The organism is Colwellia sp. D2M02, from assembly GCF_018860755.1.
GTDB classification, from domain to species: domain Bacteria; phylum Pseudomonadota; class Gammaproteobacteria; order Enterobacterales; family Alteromonadaceae; genus Colwellia; species Colwellia asteriadis.
Genome location: NZ_JAHKPW010000032.1, coordinates 96,624 through 117,659 on the forward strand (window position 1 = coordinate 96,624; position 21,036 = coordinate 117,659).

Here is a 21,036-nt window from a genome sequence, read left to right on the forward strand (position 1 = left end):
TAACGCTCCTATGCAACGCTATAACTAGAAAGGGTTTGTGTTTGTTGCGCACGCTCCAGTGCCATATGGATAATACCTGAGATATCTAATATCATTGCCACAGAGCCATCGCCTAAAATAGTAGCGCCAGACACACCATCAACTTGCTGGTAATTATCTTTTAAACTTTTAATAACCACTTGCTGTTGTGCTAATAAATCATCAACTAGCAAGCCTACTTTTTGCCCATCAGCTTCCACCACCACAAGTAACGCGTTATGCAAATCTTTTTTCTCTGCTTTTAGGTTAAATATTTGATATAAAGGAATTATTGGAACATTATCTTCTCTTAGTCGATAAAGAACCATGTCGCCTGAAACCCTATTGATAAGCTTGTCATCGATCTGTAAAGATTCAACAATGGCAATGAGAGGAATAATATAAACCTCGGTACCAACCCTCACTAGCTGCCCATCTAGAATGGCTAAAGTTAGCGGTAAATTAACTTTAAATGTACTTCCTTTTCCAATCACAGAGTCAACTTGAATACGACCGCCAAGTGCTTGAATATTGCGCTTAACAACATCCATACCTACTCCGCGACCAGAAATATCGGTAATAGCTGCCGCTGTTGAAAAGCCGGGCTCAAAGAGCAAGTCATAAGTTTGTGCGTCAGTTAACGTAACTGAGCTATCAATTAACCCTTTTTCAACGGCTTTTTTGAAAATAACTTCAGGATTAATGCCCGCGCCATCATCGCTTATCTCAATAACAATATTTCCACCTTGATGATAAGCATCTAAACTAATGACTCCTTTGACTGCCTTTCCGTTTTCAAGTCTGACTTCTTGAGATTCAATACCATGATCAGCAGCGTTGCGTACTAAGTGAGTTAACGGATCGCCTATTTGCTCCATGACCGTTTTGTCTAGCTCCGTTTGCTCTCCCTTGATTATTAACTCAATTTCTTTGCCTGTTTTAATCGCTAAATCATGAACTAAACGAGGAAAACGATTAAAAGCAAAGCTGATAGGTAACATACGAATACGCATTACGCTTTCTTGTAGCTCTTTCGTATTTTGTAGTAGCTGTTCTAAGCCATTAGTAAGACGCTCAACTTTACTGATATCAAAATCATTACCCAACTCAGAAAGCATTGATTGCGTAATAACAAGCTCACCAACGAGGTTGATTAAGCTATCAACTTTATCAACTCCTACACGTATAGAGCCAGCATCTGCTTTACTCTTAGGTTTGCTCGTTATGGCTTCTTTTTCTATAGTGCTATTATTTACCGCTGGTACTTCTATTTGGTTTTCACTGGCGAGGGATAACGTAGTTTCAGAAGATACTTCTACTATTTTTTCTGCTGGGCTCTCGTTATTAGATAAACTAACTTCAGGGTTATTGCCTAATATTAGGTCTTGATGGCTTTCAGTCTTAATTTGCGCTTCTTCGATCAATGTAATGTCTAAAACACATTCATCTTCCACCCACTCAAATATTTCAGCAATATCTGCAATACTAGCGGTAGAGTTAAGCAAAATATTCCAATGAAGATAAAGCTCTTGTGCATCAATATCGGTTAAGGCTGGTAATTCAGCCGTAGATGCAAAAACGGTTAACTCACCTAACTCTGCAAGGGCACTAAATAAAAATAGTGGGTCGTTACCTGTTTTAGCTAAGCTTAATTCAGGAATAAAGTTAATATTATATTGGTTCTTCACAGGAGCTTCGCTCAAAGCACCTTCATCTTTAGGAGCATCACTTATGGTTGAGTCAACTCCAGGTGAATGGTTGTTTACTGACTCATCATTTCTTAAGGTAGCATTTGAGGTACTTGGATGATTTGCCAGAGTTTCACTTAACCGAGTTGATGTTTTAGCTACTTTTTCTTTATCATAGCTTTGCTCATCTCGAGCAGCTTCAATTAACAAGCGTATACAATCTACTGACTCTAAGAGTATTTCAATATCGCTTGAACTAACTTCTCGGCGTCCGTCTCGCATTTCATCAAGTAAGGTTTCAACTAAATGAGTAAACTCGGTAACATTATTAAAACCAAAAGTACCTGCTCCGCCTTTAATTGAGTGTGCGGCTCTAAAAATAGAGTGAATGGTTTCATTATCACCTGGATGAAGGTTTAACAAACCTGCTTCCATTAACGCTAACCCCTCAAAGCTTTCTTCTAAAAAGCTAGGGATAAATTGTGATAAATCAACGCTCATAACAAATTCCTCATCAGGTGCTTGCTCAGTTTATTTATCTAACGACACGTTTAATGGTCGCTAATAACTTTTCCGGATTAAATGGTTTTACCAACCAACCGGTAGCACCTGCAGATTTACCACGCATTTTCATATCGGTAGAGCTTTCCGTTGTAAGCATTAATATTGGTGTAAATTGAAAGTTAGGCAGCTTGCGTAATTCTCCGCAAAGAGATATACCGTCCATATTAGGCATATTGACATCTGAAATAACCAAATCAAAACGTCCTGTTTGAGCCTTAGTTAAGCCATCTCGGCCATCTTTAGCTTCTACAGTTTGGTACCCTGCGCTTTTTAAGGTAAAACTTACCATATCTCTAATTGAATTAGAGTCGTCGACAACTAAAACTGTAGTCATTTAGTCTTCCTCATTATTATTACTATAAATAAACATCATGCTAACTTTTAATGTTGCTATTTAATCCATTATGTATTGCAATAAAATAGCATCACTAATACCTAACTGTTTGATACTGTCGCGTAATATAGGTGATTTAGATTGCCAAATAATTTCTTTACCTTGAGCAATAATGTAAGTGACCACCGCTAAGATAAATTGCACTCCTATGGTATCAATACGCGTAAGATCACTATCATCAATAGTAATAGCGTTTTCTTTTTCAATTATGGGCAATATTTGAGCTTGATACTCATTGACTTGAGCAATCGTTAAATCACTAGGGAGTTTTATCATTTGCAGGGTATATCCATATATTTGTTATTTTATCTATTAGTTTTAAGCATATGACAGATTTTTTTGAATGCAAGTTGTCCGGATTTAAAAGTTTTAAATTAAATAACCCCCTCTACTTTTTATTAACTATAAAGTTAAAAACTATACTCTTGGTTATTAAGACGTCATTCGTTAAAATTAGCGAAAAAACACTGTAACCATGACATTATATGCACTTATTTTTTTTGAGTGTTTCCACTGATGATCTTTACTGGGCAACAACCTTTCTTATTGGCGTAAAGGCCCTGAAAATGATTTATTATCGTATAAAGAAAAGAGCAAATACCTACTCAACATTAGATTGTATTTAGCTTGGTCGTTTTTTGGCTGTTTAACCATTTATTTACAAGACGATACTTTGATTAAACCGAGGATAATTATTGTTAATTTATTTTTCTCTAGCGTAAATTATCAGTAACTTTATTTTCAAGCATAATATCATTAAACTATTACCCAATGAATCAATGAGGTTATCTGACTATATTTGGAACAAATTTACTGAGTCAGGTCTACTTTTTGCCGATTTAACCCTTTATATTGCTTATAGCTATGATTTAGAGGCTAGGATTAACCGCTATGATATTTAGGTCTGCCATAGTTTCAATACTATTTATTTAATAAATATATGTCAGAAGAATCACCAGAAATAGCCAGAACGCTTTAACAAAGAACAATAATCCCTTTAGGAGCTACCATGTTTTATTTAATATATAGTGAAGACGTTAAAAACTCACTGCCATTACGATTATCAGTAAGAGAACAGCATTTAGCGAGGTTAAGTGCGCTACAATCTCAAGGTAAATTGTTAATAGCTGGCCCATGCCCTGCTATTGATAGTGAAGATCCAGGCAGCGCAGGGTTTACAGGATCATTAATTGTTGCAGAGTTTGACAATCTACAAGCTGCACAAATATGGGCAGATGAAGATCCTTATATTGCAGCTGGGGTATATGAAAAAGTTACCGTAAAACCTTATAAGAAAGTATTACCTGCTTAAGTATTCGGTAGTACTTTCCATACGAGCACCTATCTAGGTTACGTCGTTTTTATTCTTATTAATTTTAGGTAAAATAACCATGTTTTTTAATAACGCTACTATGAAAGCATTAACCACAAGTAGTTTGCTGTTAAGCCTATTAGCAAGTCCGTTGATTTATGCCGCCAGCCCTGTAGAAGAGTGCCGTAACAACCTCAAAGAAAACGCTACAACAAAAGCAATATCACAGTGTTTAGATAAAGCCACTCACGTTATTGATAAAGAGATGCAAACATGGCTAAATTTGCATCAATTTAACTTAGAAGAGCAAGCGTTAGTTCAAGGTAGAAACTCTGCGCTAAACATGTTTAAACGCTCGCAAAATAACTTTACCACCTATCGAGAAAACAATTGTCGTTGGCAGTATTTAGCTATTTCACCGGATATCAGCGCTGGGTTAGCATATAAAGAATGTTATATTTTGCTCAGTCAGCAACGTATTAACGAATTATCGCGCCTTGCCGACTCAACAACCGTACAATAAGTATTAATTAACGTAATAGCCTCGTCAACTAAATACTGTAAAGTCCGAATGTTCTGAACAACGCAATATAAAGCTTTTCGCTACTGCGTTGTTCACTCAAAGTAGCTAAAAATCAAGCTCTATGTGAACATTTAGCATCACACTATCTTAACTACTCTCAGAGCCAATAAGTAATGCTTCTGCTTGTTTAGCCTTTTCATCAACTTCTTGCTCATCACTTAATAATACCGCTAACCAACGCCCTTCAGGTGAGTTTTCTAACCCTATTTTTAAGATCATAGTCAATGGTACACTCAATAACATACCCACAGTTCCCAGTAACCAGCCCCAGAATATTAACGAAAGAAAAACCACTAATGTTGATAAACCTAACCCTTTACCTAAATAACGTGGCTCTATAATATTGCCCATCACCATATTTATCATAATGTAGCCAAGGCCAATTAAACCAGCTTCAGGAATGCCAAGTTGTAATATAGCTAATGTTACCGCGGGCACCGCAGCAATGATTGAGCCAATATTAGGTATGTAGTTTAATAAAAAAGCTAGCACCCCCCAAAGCAAGAAGAAATCTAAACCAAACGCCCATAACATTGAGGAAACGATACAACCCGTAGCAATACTTACTAAGGTTTTTATCGCAATATAATTATTCACTGAAGATAAAAAACGCTCTATTTGCTTTAAACGCATTTGCGGGTCATCTAACGCAAAATGAATTTTATTAGGAAACGATGAGGCCTCAAACAACATAAACACCACCGTTAAAATAATGAGAAATAAATTAGCCATAACTGAGCCAAAACCACTCAACATATCTGCTGCTAACCCCATTGCTGCAGCGGGATCAAAATATTCAGTAAAAATATCAATAGATAGATGAATATCATAACGGCTAAAAAACTCGGTTAGCCAAACAAACTGCTGTTTTAGCTGCTCTCGATAATGTGGAATATGCTGCGACAACTCATTCAATGATTGCCCGACAAGCCCCGTGAGTGATAGTGCTAACACAACAAAAATAGCAATAACGGTAATGACTGAAATCGCCTTAGGGATATTATAGTCACTTGCTTTTTTAATCAGGGGATTGCAAATAATGGCAATAAAAATTGATAAAAGAAAAGGAACTAAAATATTAGCGGCGGTTTTAATACCCGCAAAAATAATAAAAATAGCAGCGACGGTAACAAAGCCTTTTACCAGCGAATTGTTATTTGAGAGTAAAACCATGAGGTTATTTTCCTTAAAATACTATACTGTCAATATACATGAAAAACAGGTAGTTAACTATATCGATTATTTACTTAAAGTAGTAATAATCCCGCTCACCCCACTAAGTTCACTATGGTGTCAGGTATCGCTATCACCTTGTTGTTATTCATTTTTAATTACCCTAAAAGCACTTTTTTAAGGTACAATTCATTCATTACAAGTAATTATTTATGAGTTGAAAATCATTAAATTTATATAATGTAATAACATCATAGTGACTTGTTAAACGGCTACTATATCTATCATGCTTTAACGCATCTTTTCACTAACTCTATTTGAGGATATACAGGTTTTATGGATTTTATTTGGATCTCTTTTGCTTTCATTTGCGGTTTAATTGCCAAAGGCACCTCTTTACCTCCATCAATAGGTTATCTTGCTGCTGGCTTTGCATTAAACATGATGGGCTACCAATCTGATGACAGCCTAACCTTACTCAGTGACTTAGGTATTACCTTAATGCTGTTTACTATTGGTTTAAAGCTTGATGTTAAAAACCTATTTAAAACCGAAGTATGGTTAGGCAGCTCACTACACACGCTTACGTGGATCATCGCTTGTATTAGTATTTTTAAACTCTTTGCATTATTTTCAATTAGTTACTTTAGTGAATTAGATATTATTACTGCGACCTTAATCGCCTTTGCCCTAAGCTTTAGTAGTACAGTATGTGTTATTAAGTTATTAGAAGAAAATGGTGAAATGCGTACTCGCCATGGCAAGCTAGCCGTTAGTATTCTTGTTATACAAGACATTGTTGCTGTTGCATTTTTAGTAGTAGCTACAGGTAAAACCCCTTCTATATGGGCATTTTCACTACTTGGCTTATTTTTAATTAAGCCGCTCATTAATAGAATGATTAACTATGTCGGTCATGGTGAATTAATTCCATTAGCGGGTTTTTTCATTGCGCTAGGCAGCTATGAGTTATTTGAATTGGTTAATATTAAAGGCGACTTAGGTGCGCTCATTATCGGCATGTTTCTCGCTTCTCATCAAAAAGCCACTGAAATTAACAAAGCATTAATGAGTTTTAAAGATTTATTTTTAATTGGTTTCTTCCTATCTATTGGTTTCACTGCGGTACCAACACTTGAAATGCTAGGCTTAGCCAGTATGCTAATGCTATTAATTCCAATAAAATTTGCCTTGTTTTATGGCATTTTTACATTATTAAAAATGCGATGCAGAAGTGCATTTTTAAGTGCGCTATCATTAAGTAACTTTAGTGAATTTGGCTTAATTGTTGGTGCGCTAAGTGTTAGCGCTGGCTGGTTAAGTAATGATTGGTTAGTTATATTAGCACTAGCTGTATCATTGTCATTTATTCTTACAACCGTTATTTACAGCTTCTCACACGTGATATTTTCAAAGTACCGTCCTTTGCTTGCTCAGTTTGAAAGAGACACTAAACTTGAAGAAGATATTTTCACCCAACCTTGTAAAAGGCCCATCGTAATTATAGGCATGGGTCGAGTCGGCATGGGGGCTTATCGCGCTATTAATAACCATAGCGAAAGCCACGCTTGGGGTCTAGATGCTGACAAAGAAAAAATCACTTGGTTGAATGAGCAAAACATAGAAGCTTATTATGGCGATGCTGAAGATATACATTTTTGGGAGAGTATCGACTTATCACAAATTGAATTAGTATTGTTAGCATTACCTGCCGTACAAGATGCAATGAACATCACCACCCAGCTCAAAGGGGCTAAGTACCAAGGAAAAATTGCAGCGGTTGCGCGTTATGAAGATGAGCGTATTGAACTACAAGAGTACGGTATTGATAAAGTATTCAATTTTTACACTGAAGCTGGTGTTGGTTTTGCCGAAGAAAGCTTAGCTTTATTAGATAGTTTATCTTTGTTAACTACCACGAAAGATTAACGAGAACCCCTTGTGAATATCTTGTACATAAGCCGTTTATATATTCATACAAGCTTGTGTACAAGATTCTAGTTTCATTACCCCCTCAGATAATACAATAAATATTTTAAAATAAAATCAACATGTTAAACACTAGGGTATTTATTGTAAAAAAATTAGCGTTCTCTCATAGTTACACTACACTTAACTACATGAGGTGAGGAAGTGTTACAGTTATGTAACGTTAGACTTGCCTTATCAATAGATGGATGCTCGCACATGTTTTTATTGCTAAGTTACCTTAATTAGCGCACGGCTCGAACCCCTTGAGCCATTGTTTAGCCCATAATGAAGATTATGGGCTTTTTTTATATTTTCATCAGTCAAGTAGCATAAACGCTACGCGCGCAATTAACTGGAAACTGTTAAGGAAAACAAGCGATTAAAATTATCAGACGAGAGTTTAGCAATAGTTTTAACTGATTGACCACGAATACTCGCAAGGTGGTTGGCCACCTCAACAACAAAAGCTGGCTGATTCTCTTTCCCCCGATAAGGCACTGGCGCAAGATAAGGAGAATCTGTTTCAATAAGAAATTTATCATCGGGTACTAAAGCGGCAACTTCACGTAACTCGGTTGCATTTTTGAAAGTAACGATACCGGAGAACGAAATATAAAACCCTAATGCTAAAGCTTGCTCTGCCATATCCCAACTTTCAGTAAAGCAATGTAGAATTCCGCCAACTTCATCAGCGCCCTCTTCTCGCATAATAGCAAGTGTATCTTCTTGGGCTGCACGGGTATGAATAATTAAGGGTTTACCTAACTTTTTAGCAACTTGAATATGTTTTCTAAATGAGTCAATCTGCAATGCTTTGGTTTCAGGTGCATAGTGATAATCTAAACCAGTTTCACCAATGGCAATTACTCTGTCATTGGTTGATAAGGAAAGTAGTTGCTCGGTATCTATTGCATCTTCTTGATTTAAAGGGTGTGCCCCACAGGTTAACAATACATTGTCATAATGTGCTGTTTTTTCAGCCATATCGGAAAAGCTACTTAAAGTAACGCTTACACAAAGCAGTTTAGAAACACCTGCTTGAGTTGCATTAAGTAACACATTATCAAGATTATTATTATAAAGCGAAAGATCAAGGCGATCTAAGTGACAGTGAGAATCAATAAACAACGAAGTACCCTGTATATGGTCGGTTTAAATTTAATCGTAAATGATTAAACAAAAATAGTGCTAGTAAAAATTTTTAATGGAAGGGCCGTTACATGGTTAACGTCGCTTCAGATGAATTTAGTTGTCGTGCAATTATTTGTTCGATTTGATGACGCACTTTTTCAGGATCATCGAGAAAGCTAACGCCAACACCTGGAGGTGTGCCATTTTGTGCGCCAATAGGCGTTAACCAGCAAACTTCCCCTTTAACGGTAGAAGGCTCTAAAGCATCTGGTAATAAAACATGTAGTTCAACTTCAGCACCTAACTCGTACTGTCGTGGTGTTCTCACAAAGATACCACCTTCTTTTAAAAATGGCATAAAAGCTAAATATAAGTCACGTTCCGAGTGAAACTCAATAGATAATGGTACCACAAAGACCCCCTAGTCTTTCGCTTGTTCAGTTATAAGTGACGAAGTAACAATTTGCGTAATCGACATTAATAGTTCCTCAAGTATAAAGGCTTTATTCCCTTGAGGGTATAACTTTATAGTTTTACTCGCTTTAATGGTTAACTGATAAATATCATACAGTGACTGTATTGAAATACCTTTATTTGTTAAAAACAATGTATCTGCATTTACTGAGAGGTCACGTTGTAAGTTGGTTGTAATTTTTTCTAACCATCGTAATGCTTCACTATTATCTTGTAATAGTGTCAATAATGTCGACTCGCTTTTTTCGTGATTAAGTAGCGCTAAGTATTCATGCTTAAACAATTTATATGCCTGATGAGTACTTTCATTAGATAATTCAGGAAGGTGCGTTAGGTTTACAAAGTTAGCATTTTCGTCATTAAGAGGATAATTAACTTTACTGAGCAGCTTATCGCCAACTAACGGCTGAATATGTACTAAGCGACAACGACTAATAATAGTAGGTAGTAACATATCACTGTCATGTGTTAACAGCATAATAATACTATGTTTGGTTGGCTCCTCTAACGTTTTTAACAAAGCATTAGCCGCTGCCACCGTCATAATTTCAGCATGAGGGATTAATAAGGTTTTATAATGACCTATATGTGCCGTTTTTTCTAAAAAATAATTGGCTTGACGGACATCATCCACACCGATACTGGTATTTTGCGCCGTTAACATTAAGTGATCAGGATAACTATGGCTGTGTTTCAGCTGACAATGTTTGCATGTACGACACGCTTGTAAATAATAATCCTGATCATCATTTACAAACACTTTTTGAGGAGACTGACATAATAATAGCTGACTCAACCATTCCCCTAACTCTTTTTTACCTGCTCCTTGCGCCCCTGTAATTAATATTGCGTGAGGTAACCGCTGCTGAATGAACTGCTGAGTTAGAATTACTTTATTCGAGATCATAGCTAAACCTTGTAGAAACACGACTAAAAATTATCAGTAACTTTCAACGTTACCTTGAATGCTGCTTGATTAATTGTTCAAGTACCGAAATCACCTCGTTCGCTACAGATTCTTGGCTTTGTGAAGCGTCAATAACAGTAAATTTTTCAGGACAAGCCTTAGCTTGTTGCAAGTAGCCATCTCGCGCTCTATTTAAAAAGTCGAGTTTTTCATCTTCCATTCTATCTAAACCATCACCACGTGACTTTACTCGCTCAAGCCCAATGATAGGGTCTAAGTCTAAAATAATATTCATATCAGGAGAAAAGCCCGCTAAAGCTAAATTATTAACTTGGTTAATAATATTGATATCAATCCCCCGTGCGTAATGTTGAAAGCTAATAGTAGCAGCATCAAATCTATCACAAACAACCACTTTACCTTGGTTTAACGCTGGAACAATTTTTTCTTGTATATGCTGTGCTCTAGCAGCACCAAATAACATCAGTTCGGTTATATCAAGCATTTCAGATGAGTCGGGGTCAAGAATAATACTTCTAATTCTTTCTCCAATAGGAGTTCCACCAGGCTCACGCGTTAGGAGAACGTCAAAACCTTTATTAGTTAAATACGTTTCAATTTTTTTAATTACTGTTGTTTTACCTGCGCCGTTACTTCCGTCGCAAACTAACATAAAACCTTTTTTCATAACGTCTTCTTTTTTGTGTGAACTGGGTATTTTTTATTGCATATTTAAGCGGCTAATTCGCTATATATATTAGCGAGCTATATATTACCGTTATTTAGTTTATTATTCATATAAATAAGTCTAACAAACCAAATATCTATATAATTTTGATAACGGGGCTAAATAGCCAATAAAAAAGCTCCGCTGAATATACCTCAACGGAGCTTTAGTGGGTAGCCTGTTCAATAAGCTAAAGGCTTAATGAACAATGTCCCTTAGCCATTTATTAAAAAGTGAACATAAATACTCGCGGCATAGCCCAGAGCAATAACCCAGCTCCACTTTAAGTGACCAATAAAAGAATATTTGCCTTTAGTTTGTCCCATTAGTGCAACACCTGAAGCTGAGCCAACCGATAATAAACTCCCACCAACACCTGCGGTCATAGTAACCAGTAGCCATTGTTGTAAATCCATCGCTGGGTTCATTGTTAATACCGCAAAGACTACCGGTATGTTATCAACAATCGCTGATAATACGCCTACTGCAATGTTTGCATAGGTTGGACTCCAATTACTGTAAAGTAGCTCAGAGACTAAGCTTAAATAGCCCATAAAACCTAACCCACCGACACACATGACCACACCATAGAAAAATAGTAGCGTATCCCACTCAGCACGCGCTATTTTGTCAAAGATATCAAATGGAACAATATTACCTAGTCTTTTTAACGCTTTTTCATCGTTATTTATTTCAGCTAAGGTACGCTTTTTATTTAATGAGCGCGGTAAACTGCGACGTAAATAAAAGCCTAAAAATTTCAAATAACCTAACCCCATCATCATGCCTAATACTGGTGGCATGTTAACAAAGCTATGACACATAACCGCTGTAGCTATGGTTAAAACAAACAAAAAGATGATACGTTTAGCCCCACGCTTAATGATGAACTCTTCATCAAGGATAGGGGCAGATTTTTCATTAGAAATAAAGAAACTCATAATCAAAGCAGGAATTAAGAAGTTTACTAATGAGGGAATGAATAGCACAAAGAACTGCTCAAATTTAACTAAACCTGCCTGCCAAATCATTAGCGTTGTAATGTCACCAAAAGGACTAAATACCCCACCGGCATTTGAGGCGATAACAATATTAATACATGCAATGTTAATAAACTTATTATCATTAGGCGCAACTTTAAGCACTATAGCGCACATCAACATCGCGGTAGTTAAGTTGTTCGCAAAAGATGAAATAGAAAAAGCTAAGATACCCGTTACCCAAAATAAGCTGCGTAAACTCAACCCTTTAGAGGTCATCCAAACACGTAGACTATCAAAAACACCACGCTCCTCCATGGCATTGATATAAGTCATTGCCACCAATAAGAAGAGTAATAGCTGTGCATATTCAAGAAGATTTTCATTGAATGCTTCTTCTGCGTGAGTTGGAATGCCATGCTGTGTATAAACCCAGCCAATAATAAGCCAAATAATACCTGCGGCGACCAACACGGGTTTTGACTTGCGTAAGTGAATAAACTCTTCACCAATAACTAATAAGTAAGCGATGAAAAATAAAGAAAGTGCAGTAAACCCAGCTAAGCTGGTAGTTAAATTTAGCTCACCTGCAGCTGAGGCCCATGATGGCATTGAAACCATTAAAAGCATTATGGTTAATATAAATTTTTTCAAAATTATTCTCTAATTTGGGGCGAGTGTCTTAATAACTCTATTTCATTGCTCAGTATTAACCTTACCCGAGAGTTGTATTTGAGGTAATAAATACACTTTAACGATAAGTAAAGCAGGCACTTTATTTTAATGTGAGCAAAATCAAGGTGTGCGCAATTATATTCCAACTAAATAACAATACAATTATAAATAGGCAATAATTAATAGCTTGGAGGCATAAATAACAAAAAGCGTATTTTTTTATTTAAATAACAGCATACTATATTTTAATATTAATTTTTATTTTTTAACGCTTGTTGTTCAATATAACGTTTCACCGCCTTATTGTGCTCACTTAACGTACGACTAAAAGTATGCTGTCCATTACCTTGACTAACAAAATAATAATAATCTGTTGCTGCTGGGTTTACTGTTGCTTGTAATGCAGTCAAGCCAGGCAGAGCTATTGGTGTTGGCGGCAAGCCATTTATTCTATAGGTATTATAGGCGGTTTTTTCACGAAGGTGAGCATAGGTAATATCGCCTTGATAACGATCCCCTAAACCATAAATGACTGTAGGGTCTGTTTGTAAACGCATATTTTTACGCAAGCGATTCAGAAACACCCCCGATATAATCGGCTGCTCTGGTATATGGCTGGTCTCTTTTTCAATGATGGAGGCCATAATAAGCACTTCATAAGCTGATTGATATGGTAACCCTTGAGCACGCGTTTGCCATAATCGGTTTAATTGCTTTACCATTTTTTTATAAGCGCGGGTTAACAATGCAACATCAGTTGTACCTGAGGTAAAAGCATAAGTATCTGGAAATATCCAGCCTTCAGGGTTTTCATGTTCTATATTGAGTAGTTGTGCTATATCGGTTATAGCTTGTCCATTTAATGTTTGAGTGATATGCGCATCAGCTTTTAACAATGCTAAATTCTCTTTAAATGTACTGCCTTCAATAAACGTAATAGTAAACTGATGCTCTTTACCCGAGACTAATAAAGCCAATAACTCTTGTAAATTGGTTTGTGGCGTAACTTGGTAAGTACCCGCTTTGATATGAGCATATTGCGGAAAGATTTTAACGTAGCTTTTCAAATAAAAGCTGTTATTTAACCAACCTAGTGATATTAACTGTTTGCTAAAGCTATTAACCGAGCTGCCTTTAACAACCGTTAATAGTTGCGGCGTCGATAAAGGTAGTGATTGTTGCATCGCTTGCTTGATATTAAAACTAACAATGACTAACGCACTTAAACCAAGTAACAATACCACCAAAATTATTTTTCTAAGCACACTATTACCTTTATATATGCCAGGTTAGTAAACTGGCTGAGTTAAACTAAGTTAGTAAATATTCAAATCATTTGTTGTTGATATAAAAGCTTGTACCGGGTTTAATGGTAGTGCTCTATTATTAAATTGGTTAATTGGCATAATACCCATAACACAATTACAAATGAACATTGCTTCTGCTTTTTTAAGATCATCCAAAGAGGTTTTTTTGATCACAACATCAGTATTATGCTTCAATAATGTCTGACGTATTAAACCATTAACTCCTGAATAACCTAAAGCCGGTGTGTGTAATTTATTATCAAGCCAATAGAAAAGATTAGCACTTGTCGCTTCAACAACCTCGCTAAGCGTATTAAGTACGACTAAATCATCTTCTACACGCTGGTCTAGCTCTGTACGTAAAAGCACTTGCTCTAAACGGTTTAAATGTTTAATGCCGCCAAGCATAGGACTAATAGATATTTGTTGTTGGCTAATGCCTAAGGATAACCCTTCTTGAGCTTGTTGAGGGTAATGTGAAGGGAAATCAAATACCATCACAATAAATTGTGTTGAACCGGCAATTAAACCTTGTCTAGAATAGCCTCTTCCCCCACTACCAGCACTAATAATGACTTTAAGTACTCCTGATGAAAACCCGCTAGCAGCACTTACTAATTCATGTTCTAGCTCAGTTTTAATTGGAGAAGAAATATTAAGGTGCTTACAGCCTAAAATTAGCCGCTCAATATGTTCTGACAACAATAACACTTGTCCTGCAACTATTTTAGCCGTTGTAAAAATACCATCGCCATAGGCTAAGCCACGATCAGTAATCGCAATATGATTAATTTTTTCACCGTTAATTGAGCAGTATTTCATAACACCTTTTACTGTAAAGTCGGAAATAAAAAAGCCTGAAGACTTTTATGATAACGCATAAAGAAGTATTCAGGCTTTTAGATAAGAGTTCAAGATAATTATCTTAACTTTATATTAAGATTATATTTTTTTGAAAACAAGTGATCCGTTTGTGCCACCAAATCCAAATGAGTTACATAAAACATACTCAAGGTTCACATCACGCGCACTGCCCGCAATATAATCTAGATCACAACCTTCACCTGGGTTATCTAAATTAATCGTTGCTGGTACTTTATTTTGCATCAATGCTTGAATACTAAAAATCGCTTCAATTGAACCAGCCGCACCAAGTAAATGACCTGTCATCGATTTAGTCGATCCCATCATAACTTGCTTAGCTTGCGATCCAAAAATAGTTTTAACTGCATTAGTTTCTGCAATATCACCCGCTGGTGTTGAGGTACCATGAGCATTAATATAGCCAATTTTAGTAATATCTACTTTGGCATCATTAATGGCATTTTGCATAGCACGCGCCGCACCATCGCCATTTTCAGGAGGTGAAGTCATGTGGTAAGCATCACCGCTCATGCCAAAACCAGCTAATTCAGCGTATATTTTAGCACCGCGAGCTTTAGCGTGTTCATACTCTTCAAGTACAATAACACCTGCACCATCACCTAAAACAAAACCGTCACGGTCTTTATCCCAAGGGCGAGATGCTGCTTGTGGATCATCATTACGACGAGATAACGCTCGAGCAGCGCCAAAGCCGCCCATACCTAATGTAGTAGACGCTTTTTCTGCGCCACCAGCAACCATAGCATCTGCATCACCATAAGCAATCATTCGTGCTGCATGGCCAATATTATGAACACCACTAGTACAAGCTGTAGTAATAGAGATATTAGGACCTTGCAAACCGAACATAATCGATAAGTGACCTGAAATCATATTGATAATGGTAGATGGCACAAAAAATGGCGAAAGCTTACGAGGGTTACCTTCAGCTTTAATCAATTTAGTATGATTGTCTTCAATTAAACCTAAACCACCAATACCCGAACCAACAGCAACACCAACACGTGGCGCATTTTGTTCTGTGATCGCTAGACCTGAATCATTAAAAGCCTGTACACCTGCAGCAACACCATACTGAATAAAAAGATCCATTTTTTTGGCTTCTTTTTTCTCCATATACTGTTGAACATCAAAGCCTTTAACTAAACCTGCAAATTTAGTGGTGTAATTAGTCGTATCAAAATGTTCAATATTGCTAATACCACTTTGCCCCAATAGCAATTTTTGAAAGGTTTCTTCTGCTGTATTGGCTAGCGGGCTAAGTGCACCAATACCGGTAACTACAACGCGTCTCATCGTTGGTGCCTCCGAAATATATGAGTAGATACAAAAAAAGCGGTCACTTTAAAATAAGTATACCGCTTTTTATTTTAGTTAAGTTCAATAAAATGAACTAACTCAGCTATTACTGGTTTGCAGTAACGTAATCGATAGCTGCTTGAACTGTAGTAATTTTTTCAGCTTCTTCGTCAGGAATTTCAGTATCAAATTCTTCTTCTAACGCCATAACTAATTCAACAGTGTCTAGTGAATCAGCACCTAAATCGTCAACGAATGATGATTCAGTTTTAACTTCTGCTTCGCTAACACCTAATTGTTCGATAGTAATTTTTTTAACGCGTTCTTCGATAGTACTCATTTTTTTTCCTTTACTGAAAGTGCATTTTTTCAAATTGCGTGTAGTGTATTCGTCAAAAGCTTGCCATGCAAGCATCTAATATTAATTTTTTCTCTGGTCTAACCTGTTGAGGTATTAAATAAAGATAAAACCAACCTGTCAGACCATCTTTCAACCCTTTATTTTTAAAGGGTTAAACCATATACATACCACCGTTCACATGAATAGTTTCGCCAGTAATATAAGCAGCAGCATCTGACGCTAAAAAGGCAACAGTGCTCGCAATTTCATCAGGTTTTCCTAGTCTATTAGCTGGAACTTGTGAAAATATGCCTTCTTTTTGCTCATCTGTGAGTGTTTGTGTCATGTCGGTATCAATAAAACCTGGTGCGACTGTATTAACGGTAATACCACGAGAAGCCACTTCACGGGCTAATGCTTTAGTAAAGCCTAATAAGCCTGCTTTTGCAGTAGCGTAGTTAACTTGTCCCGCATTACCCATAGTACCAACAACTGAACCAATATTAATGATACGGCCAGTACGTTTTTTCATCATAGGGCGAATAGCCGCTTTACTGACTTTGTATACTGACGTTAAGTTGGTTTCGATAATATCACTCCACTCTTCATCTTTCATTCGCATAAACAAATTATCGCGAGTAATACCGGCATTGTTAACAAGAATATCGATGCTACCATGTGCTGTTTTTATCGCATCAAACATAGCGCTTATTGATTCATCACTTGTTACATTAAGTACTAAGCCTGTACCCGGCACTGTACCTTGCGCTAAATATTCTGAAATTTTTTCAGCGCCATTTTCTGATGTTGCTGTACCTACAACGGTTGCACCTAATGCTTGTAATTGCATAGCAATAGCTTTACCAATACCACGACTAGCACCTGTAACTAATGCAACTTTACCTGTTAATGAAAACATAAATTATACCTATTGTATTTATTCTAAAATAAATTGAGTTTTCTCAATTTAATGGTTTTACTAATTAACTGTCCGCTAACTCTTTTAGCTGTGCTAATGACGCATTATCATTAAAGCTTACTGAGCTAATTGACTTAACAATTCGTTTATTTAATCCTTGTAATACTTTACCTGGACCAATCTCTGCGACTTTTGTTACCCCGTTGTTTGCAAGCAATGTAATTGTTTCGCTCCAACGTACTGGTGAATATAACTGTTTAACTAAGGCTGCTTTAATCGCTTGTGCTGAGGTTTCAGTGGCAACATCAACATTGTTAACCACTGCAATAGCAGGTGCATTGAACGTCACTTTTTCTAACTCTAATGCAAGTTTATCGGCGGCATCTTTCATTAATGCGCAATGTGATGGTACGCTCACAGGTAAAGGTAAAACGCGTTTAGCACCCGCTGCCTTACATAAAACACCAGCTCTTTCTACAGCAGCTTTATGACCTGCAATCACCACTTGACCCGGAGAGTTAAAGTTTACGGCTGATACCACTTCACTTTCTTGTGCTTGCTGACATGCATTAATAATAACGTCATCTTCTAACCCAATGACAGCTGCCATAGCGCCAACACCTTCTGGCACACTTGTTTGCATAAATTCGCCACGTTTTTCAACCAATACAACTGCATCAGTTAAAGAAAGCACTCCTGCACAAACCAGTGCTGAATATTCGCCTAAACTATGTCCAGCCATAATATCAGGTTGAATAGCAGTTTCTGCTTGCCATACGCGCCATAAAGCAACACTCGCTGTTAATAAAGCAGGTTGTGTAAAATTCGTTTGATTAAGTTTCTCTACTGGACCTTGTGACACTAACTGCCATAAGTCGTAACCAAGTGCTTGTGATGCTTCTTGAAATGTTGCTTGTACAATATCATGCTCAGCAAAATCACTGAGCATAGCTACAGTTTGAGAGCCTTGACCTGGAAACACGAATGCTAATGTATTTTGCATATTAAGTTATTCTCTTATTTATTATCTAATTAACGTGTAGATAACGCTTTAGGCATGACTTGTTTCTTACTGTTCGTTAACAGATAAACCTTGCTCTAAAGTCGCTTTAATTTTATCAGGAACTTGTCGTTCAACTTCTTTCATGGCTTCTCTAATCGCGGCTAAAAAAGCAGCTGAATTGGCATTACCATGGCTTTTAACCACAATTCCCCGTAATCCTATCAAACTTGCGCCATTATACTGGTCGGGGTTCATCGACTTAAACAGCTTTTTAAAGCTAGATTTAAAGAAAAATCCAACCAGTGAAGTTAATACATTAGCGGTAAATATGGATTTAGAGCGTTTATGTACTAATCGAGCAACCCCTTCACAGGTTTTCAAAGCCACATTTCCGACAAAACCATCACAAACAATGACATCTGCTTTATTGGCAAAAATGTCACAGCCCTCAATAAAGCCAACATAATTAATAGCACTATTCTCTGTGAGCTCTACTGCCGCTAATTTAATATGATCACTGCCCTTCATAGACTCTTCCCCCATATTCAATAAAGCAATACGTGGATTTTCGATACCATCTACTTGTGCGGCCATCACTGAGCCCATAACACCGAATTGATAGAGAACATGCGAATCACAAAAAACATTAGCGCCAAGATCTAACATAAAGACATGTTTATTTTTATCGTGGGTCGGTAATGCCGAAATTAATGCTGGTCGTTCAACACCTGGTAAATTCTTTAAGACGAAGTGCGCCATGGATAATAATGCGCCGGTATTACCTGCGCTAACACAAGCTTGCGCTTTGCCTTGATGGACTAAATCTAAAGACTTACGCATTGAAGAGTCTTTTTTAGTACGCATAGCCAAGGCTGGTTTATCGTCCATTTCAACAACTTGTGTTGTCGGATATAACGTTAATTGGGGGTGTTGTTCAAGTTTTTCTGCAGGCATGCCATAACGTGCCGCAATAGGAATTATAATTTGAGGGTCGCCGCATAAGATAAGATGCAAGTGAGGATGACTTTTAATGGCCATTATTGCTGCGGGAATTGTTATAAGGGGGCCTTTATCGCCCCCCATAACATCTAACGATAACGTTAGATTTTTGACATCATTTAAGCTCAAACGAGATAAGCCTAAAAATGTAATCGCTTATTTAGCGATTACTTTAACGCCTTTGTAAAAGCCATCAGCTGTTACGTGGTGACGACGGTGCGTTTCACCAGATACTGGATCTACAGATAAGTTTTCTGCTGTTAATGCATCATGTGAACGGCGCATGCCACGTCTTGAACGAGACTTTTTGCTTTTTTGAACTGCCATGAGTTTCTCCTAAATCGGTTATTAGTTAAATAAATTAACTATTTAAGTTGTTTTAATACTTCAAATGGATTCGGCTTCTCTAGCTCTTCCGGCAATTCACCCCAAACTGTATCAGCATCAGCTGGACAATCTTTAAGTTCATGCCTAGGAATTAATGGAATAACAAGAATTAACTCTTCTTCCACAAGTTCTAGCAAGTTGACTTCACCATTTTCATCTAATTCTATTACGTCATAATATGACGGAATTTTTTCAGCAGCCTCGGCATTTTTTGCAGGACTAAAAGTAAACTCTACTTCAAGTAAATGCTCAAAAGAACCATTACAGCGCTGACAAGTTAATGCAACCGATGTTGAGGCAGTGCCTGACAAAACTGTCAAACCACGTTCATCAACATCAAACTTAACACTAACTTGAACATGCTCACTATTGCTTTCGCACTCAGCGAGCAGTCTAGTCATTGCCGACAATTTAAACACACCTTGACACACAAGTCTGCGTTGAGCACTGCGGGTTGGACTAATTGTTATTGGAAGCTTAAGATTCTGCATAGGTCGCGCATGATATAGCCACTATAAGCAACTGTCAAAAGAAAATTGCACTATTTCGTTTAAAAGCTCAAGATAGCCCCAATAATAACAGTAATTAATAATTTTTTGTTTATTTCCTCAACAAATAACAATATTACAACCGATATAGGCTTTTCATGAAAACTTTAGTTTTAGGCTCAACCTCCCCCTTTAGAAAAACAATACTTGAGAAACTTAACTTACCATTTGAGTGTGCAAAACCAAATATAGATGAAAGCCCACAAACTAATGAGCTACCAGAACAACTGGTTGAACGTTTAGCTATTGAAAAAGCAAAAGCGGTAAGCTCAAACTACAGCAACGCCCTGGTGGTTGGTAGTGATCAAGTGGCAGTATGCGATGGGCAAATTATTGGCAAGCCACATAATTATGACAATGCAGTAAAGCAGCTTAGTAGTTTTAGTGGCAAAGCGATTACCTTTTATACGGGACTCTGTGTATATTGCACCAACACGAAAGCAGCAAAGTCATTAGTTGAGCCCTTTATTGTGCATTTTAAACAGTTGAGTGAGCAAGATATTGCGAACTATATAAATGCTGAGCAACCATTTAACTGTGCCGGTAGTTTTAAAAGTGAAGGCTTAGGGATTTGTTTATTCGAAAAGCTTGCAGGAGATGATCCTAATACCTTAATTGGTCTACCACTAATAAAGCTGGTCGAGTTATTAAAGCAACTAGGCTTAGATGTTTTAGCCCATCAAACAAATACCTAGCCTGAAGTTAGGTTAAATAACCTGAACTCGGCTTAAGAGATATTTAACAAATTGAAA

At 37.0% G+C, this 21,036-nt stretch carries 22 protein-coding genes; 4 read left to right on the forward strand and 18 right to left on the reverse strand.

The features are described 5' to 3' along the window. Positions 1-8 precede the first annotated feature (8 nt). Genes KO495_RS04485 through KO495_RS04495 form a run of 3 tightly spaced genes read right to left on the reverse strand, consistent with a single transcriptional unit; the run spans position 9 to position 2,940 of the window. Positions 9-2,207: a chemotaxis protein CheA gene (locus KO495_RS04485; RefSeq protein ID WP_215979197.1), complete on the reverse strand. Its 2,199-nt coding sequence runs from the start codon at positions 2,205-2,207 to the stop codon at positions 9-11. A 34-nt stretch (positions 2,208-2,241) separates the two neighbouring features. Further along, positions 2,242-2,604, reverse strand: coding sequence for a response regulator (locus KO495_RS04490; protein ID WP_215979198.1), 363 nt, complete (start codon positions 2,602-2,604; stop codon positions 2,242-2,244). Between the two features lie 60 nt (positions 2,605-2,664). Then, positions 2,665-2,940, reverse strand: coding sequence for an STAS domain-containing protein (locus KO495_RS04495; RefSeq protein WP_215979199.1), 276 nt, complete (start codon positions 2,938-2,940; stop codon positions 2,665-2,667). Positions 2,941-3,673: 733 nt separating this feature from the next. On the opposite strand from KO495_RS04495, the gene KO495_RS04500 reads away from it, so the two are divergent. Together KO495_RS04500 and KO495_RS04505 are read left to right on the forward strand one after the other, a co-directional pair. Next, on the forward strand, positions 3,674-3,976 hold the full coding sequence (locus KO495_RS04500; RefSeq protein ID WP_215979200.1) for a YciI family protein: 303 nt from the start codon (positions 3,674-3,676) through the stop codon (positions 3,974-3,976). 79 nt (positions 3,977-4,055) lie between these two features. After that, positions 4,056-4,499 (forward strand): lysozyme inhibitor LprI family protein, encoded by a 444-nt coding sequence (locus KO495_RS04505; RefSeq protein ID WP_252738797.1) that lies wholly within the window; start codon positions 4,056-4,058, stop codon positions 4,497-4,499. A 147-nt stretch (positions 4,500-4,646) separates the two neighbouring features. Here KO495_RS04505 and KO495_RS04510 read toward each other — a convergent pair whose 3' ends face one another. Next, on the reverse strand, positions 4,647-5,732 hold the full coding sequence (locus KO495_RS04510) for an AI-2E family transporter (RefSeq protein ID WP_215979201.1): 1,086 nt from the start codon (positions 5,730-5,732) through the stop codon (positions 4,647-4,649). A gap of 336 nt (positions 5,733-6,068) precedes the next feature. Between KO495_RS04510 and KO495_RS04515 the strand changes: the two genes are divergently transcribed. Next, the gene (locus KO495_RS04515; protein WP_215979202.1) at positions 6,069-7,661 is read left to right on the forward strand and encodes a cation:proton antiporter family protein; all 1,593 of its coding nucleotides are present in this window, start codon (positions 6,069-6,071) and stop codon (positions 7,659-7,661) included. A gap of 390 nt (positions 7,662-8,051) precedes the next feature. Here KO495_RS04515 and KO495_RS04520 read toward each other — a convergent pair whose 3' ends face one another. The 14 genes from KO495_RS04520 to yceD all read right to left on the reverse strand — a co-directional run bounded on the left by KO495_RS04520 (position 8,052) and on the right by yceD (position 20,227). Next, positions 8,052-8,831, reverse strand: a complete 780-nt coding sequence (locus tag KO495_RS04520; RefSeq protein WP_215979203.1) for a YchF/TatD family DNA exonuclease — start codon at positions 8,829-8,831, stop codon at positions 8,052-8,054. Between the two features lie 88 nt (positions 8,832-8,919). Beyond that, entirely contained in the window at positions 8,920-9,246 is a 327-nt protein-coding gene (locus tag KO495_RS04525) for a PilZ domain-containing protein (protein WP_215979204.1), read from the reverse strand. A 9-nt stretch (positions 9,247-9,255) separates the two neighbouring features. After that, a complete protein-coding gene (locus KO495_RS04530) occupies positions 9,256-10,215 on the reverse strand; it encodes a DNA polymerase III subunit delta' (RefSeq protein ID WP_215979205.1) in 960 nt (319 codons plus the stop codon). Between the two features lie 49 nt (positions 10,216-10,264). Further along, a complete protein-coding gene (tmk, locus tag KO495_RS04535; RefSeq protein WP_215979206.1) occupies positions 10,265-10,903 on the reverse strand; it encodes a dTMP kinase in 639 nt (212 codons plus the stop codon). 254 nt (positions 10,904-11,157) lie between these two features. Beyond that, the gene (gene nhaD / locus KO495_RS04540; protein WP_215979306.1) at positions 11,158-12,552 is read right to left on the reverse strand and encodes a sodium:proton antiporter NhaD; all 1,395 of its coding nucleotides are present in this window, start codon (positions 12,550-12,552) and stop codon (positions 11,158-11,160) included. Positions 12,553-12,848: 296 nt separating this feature from the next. Further along, positions 12,849-13,862, reverse strand: a complete 1,014-nt coding sequence (gene mltG / locus KO495_RS04545) for an endolytic transglycosylase MltG (RefSeq protein WP_215979207.1) — start codon at positions 13,860-13,862, stop codon at positions 12,849-12,851. Positions 13,863-13,913: 51 nt separating this feature from the next. Beyond that, on the reverse strand, positions 13,914-14,726 hold the full coding sequence (gene pabC, locus KO495_RS04550; protein ID WP_215979208.1) for an aminodeoxychorismate lyase: 813 nt from the start codon (positions 14,724-14,726) through the stop codon (positions 13,914-13,916). A gap of 120 nt (positions 14,727-14,846) precedes the next feature. Then, a complete protein-coding gene (fabF, locus tag KO495_RS04555; RefSeq protein WP_215979209.1) occupies positions 14,847-16,085 on the reverse strand; it encodes a beta-ketoacyl-ACP synthase II in 1,239 nt (412 codons plus the stop codon). 109 nt (positions 16,086-16,194) lie between these two features. Next, complete coding sequence (gene acpP, locus KO495_RS04560; protein ID WP_118958804.1) at positions 16,195-16,428, reverse strand: acyl carrier protein; 234 nt, start codon at positions 16,426-16,428, stop codon at positions 16,195-16,197. Positions 16,429-16,600: 172 nt separating this feature from the next. Beyond that, positions 16,601-17,347, reverse strand: coding sequence for a 3-oxoacyl-ACP reductase FabG (fabG, locus tag KO495_RS04565; RefSeq protein ID WP_215979210.1), 747 nt, complete (start codon positions 17,345-17,347; stop codon positions 16,601-16,603). Between the two features lie 64 nt (positions 17,348-17,411). After that, complete coding sequence (fabD, locus tag KO495_RS04570; RefSeq protein ID WP_215979211.1) at positions 17,412-18,350, reverse strand: ACP S-malonyltransferase; 939 nt, start codon at positions 18,348-18,350, stop codon at positions 17,412-17,414. Between the two features lie 66 nt (positions 18,351-18,416). Then, entirely contained in the window at positions 18,417-19,478 is a 1,062-nt protein-coding gene (gene plsX, locus KO495_RS04575; RefSeq protein WP_215979212.1) for a phosphate acyltransferase PlsX, read from the reverse strand. A 27-nt stretch (positions 19,479-19,505) separates the two neighbouring features. Beyond that, the gene (gene rpmF, locus KO495_RS04580) at positions 19,506-19,676 is read right to left on the reverse strand and encodes a 50S ribosomal protein L32 (RefSeq protein WP_116000475.1); all 171 of its coding nucleotides are present in this window, start codon (positions 19,674-19,676) and stop codon (positions 19,506-19,508) included. Positions 19,677-19,714: 38 nt separating this feature from the next. After that, positions 19,715-20,227: a 23S rRNA accumulation protein YceD gene (gene yceD, locus KO495_RS04585; RefSeq protein ID WP_215979213.1), complete on the reverse strand. Its 513-nt coding sequence runs from the start codon at positions 20,225-20,227 to the stop codon at positions 19,715-19,717. A gap of 155 nt (positions 20,228-20,382) precedes the next feature. Here yceD and KO495_RS04590 point away from each other — a divergent pair, with 155 nt between their 5' ends. Further along, entirely contained in the window at positions 20,383-20,979 is a 597-nt protein-coding gene (locus KO495_RS04590) for a nucleoside triphosphate pyrophosphatase (RefSeq protein ID WP_215979214.1), read from the forward strand. Positions 20,980-21,036 lie beyond the last annotated feature (57 nt).

Excerpts from the sequence above, each read along its gene's own strand:
- fabF (WP_215979209.1), bottom strand. The coding sequence starts at position 16,085 with ATGAGACGCGTTGTAGTTACCGGTATTGGTGCACTTAGCCCGCTAGCC.
- KO495_RS04510 (WP_215979201.1), bottom strand. The coding sequence starts at position 5,732 with ATGGTTTTACTCTCAAATAACAATTCGCTGGTAAAAGGCTTTGTTACC.
- yceD (WP_215979213.1), bottom strand. The coding sequence starts at position 20,227 with ATGCAGAATCTTAAGCTTCCAATAACAATTAGTCCAACCCGCAGTGCT.
- rpmF (WP_116000475.1), bottom strand. The coding sequence starts at position 19,676 with ATGGCAGTTCAAAAAAGCAAAAAGTCTCGTTCAAGACGTGGCATGCGC.
- tmk (WP_215979206.1), bottom strand. The coding sequence starts at position 10,903 with ATGAAAAAAGGTTTTATGTTAGTTTGCGACGGAAGTAACGGCGCAGGT.
- KO495_RS04485 (WP_215979197.1), bottom strand. The coding sequence starts at position 2,207 with ATGAGCGTTGATTTATCACAATTTATCCCTAGCTTTTTAGAAGAAAGC.
- KO495_RS04505 (WP_252738797.1), top strand. The coding sequence starts at position 4,056 with ATGTTTTTTAATAACGCTACTATGAAAGCATTAACCACAAGTAGTTTG.
- KO495_RS04490 (WP_215979198.1), bottom strand. The coding sequence starts at position 2,604 with ATGACTACAGTTTTAGTTGTCGACGACTCTAATTCAATTAGAGATATG.
- KO495_RS04515 (WP_215979202.1), top strand. The coding sequence starts at position 6,069 with ATGGATTTTATTTGGATCTCTTTTGCTTTCATTTGCGGTTTAATTGCC.
- nhaD (WP_215979306.1), bottom strand. The coding sequence starts at position 12,552 with ATGCTTTTAATGGTTTCAATGCCATCATGGGCCTCAGCTGCAGGTGAG.
- acpP (WP_118958804.1), bottom strand. The coding sequence starts at position 16,428 with ATGAGTACTATCGAAGAACGCGTTAAAAAAATTACTATCGAACAATTA.
- KO495_RS04495 (WP_215979199.1), bottom strand. The coding sequence starts at position 2,940 with ATGATAAAACTCCCTAGTGATTTAACGATTGCTCAAGTCAATGAGTAT.
- fabG (WP_215979210.1), bottom strand. The coding sequence starts at position 17,347 with ATGTTTTCATTAACAGGTAAAGTTGCATTAGTTACAGGTGCTAGTCGT.
- fabD (WP_215979211.1), bottom strand. The coding sequence starts at position 18,350 with ATGCAAAATACATTAGCATTCGTGTTTCCAGGTCAAGGCTCTCAAACT.
- KO495_RS04500 (WP_215979200.1), top strand. The coding sequence starts at position 3,674 with ATGTTTTATTTAATATATAGTGAAGACGTTAAAAACTCACTGCCATTA.
- pabC (WP_215979208.1), bottom strand. The coding sequence starts at position 14,726 with ATGAAATACTGCTCAATTAACGGTGAAAAAATTAATCATATTGCGATT.
- KO495_RS04530 (WP_215979205.1), bottom strand. The coding sequence starts at position 10,215 with ATGATCTCGAATAAAGTAATTCTAACTCAGCAGTTCATTCAGCAGCGG.
- KO495_RS04590 (WP_215979214.1), top strand. The coding sequence starts at position 20,383 with ATGAAAACTTTAGTTTTAGGCTCAACCTCCCCCTTTAGAAAAACAATA.